The sequence below is a fragment of the Acidimicrobiales bacterium genome (assembly GCA_035533095.1).
In the GTDB taxonomy this organism is placed as follows: domain Bacteria; phylum Actinomycetota; class Acidimicrobiia; order Acidimicrobiales; family Palsa-688; genus DATLUM01.
Genome location: DATLUM010000007.1, coordinates 1 through 3,514, shown reverse-complemented (window position 1 = coordinate 3,514; position 3,514 = coordinate 1). Strand labels below are relative to the sequence as shown.

Genomic DNA, 3,514 nt, shown 5'->3' with positions numbered 1-3,514 from the left:
GCAGGGCACCAGCTCGGTGCCCGCCTCGACGGCGGCTGCGAGTCGGCGGTGCCCGGCGAGGACCTTCTCTCCGTCCGCGGTCGGGACGATCACGAACGGCTGGATCACCCCTACGGTGCGGATGGTCTTGACCATGCCGGTCAGGTCGCCAAGGTCGTGGCGGACGTTGAGGGGGTGCGCGGCCAGGTCGGCCGGGCGACGCCAGACGGGGACGTGTCCCTCGGTGTCGGCGCTCCGGTCGGTGGCAGGTGCAGTGGTGGTTGTCATGGGTGGTTCTCCTTTTGGTTGGTGACCGGCGGGCGCCGGTCGGTTGGTGTTGCTTCTGCGCCCCGGTGCCCGATTGCTCGGGCTGCCGGGACGGCGATCTGTGGTGTGGCCCCGTGGGGCTCGGTCGTGGGTCGGGTCAGTATTCGGAGGGGAGCAGGAGGGTCGTGGCGTAGCGGGGGCGGACCCCGGCGGGGCTGACGGGTCCTTCGACCTCGGCGTCGGTGATGACCCACAGACGGGTGCTGCCCACCTCGTAGGCGCTGAGGATGCGCTCACCGCTGCGGACCGCCTCGTCGTTAGCGTCGTGGTCCTCCTCGCACAGCCCGCCCCAGTCGCCTTCGGCGTGGCGGGAGAGCAGGCGGGCGGCGTCGGTCCCTTCGCTCGCCAGCGCACGGAGCGCTGCGGGGGTGGCGACCACCGGGCCGAAGGCGAACAGTCGCTGCCGGTTCACGACCTCGGCGGGGAAGAGGACGCTGCCTTTGTCGGTGGTGAACCGGAGTATCCCGGCAGTACCGTCGGTGGGGCTGCCGGTCTTGTAGTCGGGGTGGATGGCGTTCCACCGGCTGGCGGTGATGACTGCGGTCATGGTTCCTCCTGATCGTCTCGGCACTGCTCCCGGAGCGGAGCAAGGCCCGCCCATGCTTCGCAGAAAGCCGAAGGGCCGGTTCCGACGGCCGAGTGACAAGCAACGGCCGCAGGCCGAGCGACGTGAGAAGCCGGGTGGTGGAGGCGAGCTTGCGAGGCGACGGCGGAGCCGGCCATCACCGTGGCGGCGCCCCGCAGCGACCCTTGACGCCGGACGGCGGTGCTGGCCCAAACCGACACCAGAGGTCCGACGTCGATCCGTGCACTGGGCCGCTGGGGGAGCGCCAGGTGGCCTGGTGTGATGCGATGATCTGCCGATGACTCTCCCCAGGCAGATCGCCCATGCCGACTGGGGTACGGACCCGAAGAAGCGACAGGTGGCGGTGGCCGAGCTGGCCTCGGCAAGCGGGTACCGCGTCGTTTCAGTAGCGCCCGCCGACTCCGTCGCGGTCCTGAACGGCGACCTTCGCAAGGCTCTCCATGCGTCGGGCGAGAACGGTGGCCTGGTGCTCGCCGGCTTCGACTTCCCCATCGGGTTGCCCGGGCCGTATGCGGACCGGACCGGGATCACCTCGTTCCTGGACTTCCTCCCGGAGATCGGCCATGGAGCCTGGGAGCGCTTCGGGGATGTCGCGACCCGTGTGGAGGAGATCGCGCTTCACCGCCCCTTCTACCCAGCAAAACCCGGTGGAACGAAGCAAAACCATCTCTTCGACCGGCTCGGGATGACGAGGCAGGAACTACGGCGGCGCTGCGAAGGCAACGACGCAGAGATGTTGTTCTGGACGTTGGGCGGGAAGCAGGTGGGGAAGGCCGCGTTGTCGGGTTGGCGGCTTCTGGCAGCGGCGCGCTACGGCGCCGTGAGGTTCTGGCCTTTCGACGGTCCGCTGGCTTCCCTGCTCAGCGACGGCGCCGATGGCGTCGTGGTGGCCGAGACGTACCCGGCCGAGTTCTACCGTCACTTCCGGTCCGGACCGACCGGCCGGGGAAGCAAGAGAAAGCAGGAAGACCGGCTCCGCTGGATCCCTGATCTACTCAGCTGGGCTTCAACGCTGAGTGTCGCCTGGGAGCCAGAAGTGCTGGCGAGAGTACGGGCAGGGTTCTCGGCGGGCGGCAATGGAGAGGACGAATTCGACGCGGTTGTCGGACTGGTCGGGATGATCGCTGTCGTGACCGGCGCATTGCCTTCTGGTGAACCGTCCGAGGACCCGGCGGTGGCAAGCGTGGAGGGCTGGATCCTTGGACGGGAATTGGATCCAGCGGCACCGACAGACGGGGGTGCCGCGACGACAGCGGCGGGTCTCAACCGGGAAGAAGTCGCCCTGCTCGTCAAGCTGGCCGGCGACGTTCACGGTGAGGCGACTCGGTGCGCCGACGCGAAATGCTGGCGTGCGGCTCTTCTCCTGATGGGCTCAACCCTTGAGGCAGTGCTGCTCGCGACAGTCCGCTGCTTCGAACAGGAGCTGCGACAGCGGGGCCACTGGTCGAACCAACGGAAGCCATTGCATCGCTGGACTCTCGAGGACCTACTCGATACAGCACGGAGGGCCAGATGGCTACCCATGGCGGCTATGGGACCAAAGGATGGGAACGACCTGTTCGAGTCGCTAGACGGCGAGGTCGGAGACGCCGTCAAGTTCGTCCAGGCCGTACGGAACATGACCGCACACCCGGGGCGGTACGTCACCGAAGAGGTGCGGCCCGACTTCGACAACGACGAGGAGATGAGGATCACATATGAGGTGATCGAAGGGATCACACGTTCGGCTTTCGAGCGCCTGCATGGCGTTGTGGAGTCCTCGGCTCCACCGGAGCCGTAGGGCGGTGTCGCAGCAAAGGCCGGGTCACCCCGGCCCTCGCTGTTCAGCGGTCCCGGTCGGACCAGAACCCGAACGGATCGTGGTCTCGCAGGTCGAGCTCGTTGGGCTCGATTGCCACGAGCACCGTCGGCTCGGAATCGAACGGGCAGTCCGTGAGTTCAACGTCGGCCATCACTGGCACCTCCTGATTTCGGGCAGGCTGCTCCCGCCGGTCGCCATCGAAGGAGCCAGCCGGGGACCCCGCCTCGCTCAAGGGCGGCCGGAGGACGAGCGAGGACACGGAGCCCGGTCGAAGAGGCGGTTTACCGCCGACGGCATCGCCGTCTGCGACCGTGGCGGCGTCCCGCAGCGTCCCTTGAACGGGGAAGGGGTGGCGGCACGATGAAGACAACCGGCACCCTCCCCCTACATCCGCCAGATGCCTTCGGGACCGGCTTCGATGGCCGGGACCGCCGGAGCCAACCGTGCGGTCGAGCACACGCCAGCCGAGCAACGGGCTGCTGCGACATTTGCGAACGCGGCGAAGGGGCCGGGGGATCGCTCCCCCGGCCCGCTCCGTTGGACTAGACGGTCTCGACCTCGTGGGTCTCGGCGTCGGCCGGCTGGCGCTGGGTCCGCTGAACCTCGGCGGTGGCGAACCGGAGGCTCGGGCCGATGTCGTCGGCCACCAGCTCTACCTTCGAGCGGCGTTCGCCGTCGTCGGTCTCCCAGCTGCGCTGCTCCAGGCGGGCAGTGACGATCACCCGCGCCCCCTTGGTGAGACTCAGGGCGACGTTCTCGCCGAGGTCTCGCCAGGCGACCACGTCGAAGAAAGAGGTGGACTCTTCCCACTCCTGGCTCTG

Annotated in this window: 5 protein-coding genes; 1 reads left to right on the top strand and 4 read right to left on the bottom strand. The window is 68.3% G+C overall.

All coding sequences use genetic code 11. The features are described from left to right. Together VNF71_00760 and VNF71_00755 are read right to left on the bottom strand one after the other, a co-directional pair. On the bottom strand, window positions 1–267 hold a 267-nt coding region (locus tag VNF71_00760; GenBank protein ID HVA73079.1), incomplete at its 3' end, for a ParB/RepB/Spo0J family partition protein. 136 nt (window positions 268–403) lie between these two features. Beyond that, a complete protein-coding gene (locus tag VNF71_00755; GenBank protein ID HVA73078.1) occupies window positions 404–853 on the bottom strand; it encodes a hypothetical protein in 450 nt (149 codons plus the stop codon). Between the two features lie 316 nt (window positions 854–1,169). Here VNF71_00755 and VNF71_00750 point away from each other — a divergent pair, with 316 nt between their 5' ends. Further along, complete coding sequence (locus VNF71_00750) at window positions 1,170–2,672, top strand: hypothetical protein (GenBank protein HVA73077.1); 1,503 nt, start codon at window positions 1,170–1,172, stop codon at window positions 2,670–2,672. Between the two features lie 43 nt (window positions 2,673–2,715). On the opposite strand, the gene VNF71_00745 is transcribed toward VNF71_00750, so the two are convergent. Continuing rightward, window positions 2,716–2,844 carry a hypothetical protein gene (locus tag VNF71_00745; GenBank protein ID HVA73076.1) on the bottom strand — a complete coding sequence of 43 codons (129 nt, stop codon included), beginning with the start codon at window positions 2,842–2,844 and terminating at the stop codon, window positions 2,716–2,718. 391 nt (window positions 2,845–3,235) lie between these two features. Beyond that, on the bottom strand, window positions 3,236–3,514 hold a 279-nt coding region (ssb, locus tag VNF71_00740; GenBank protein ID HVA73075.1), incomplete at its 5' end, for a single-stranded DNA-binding protein.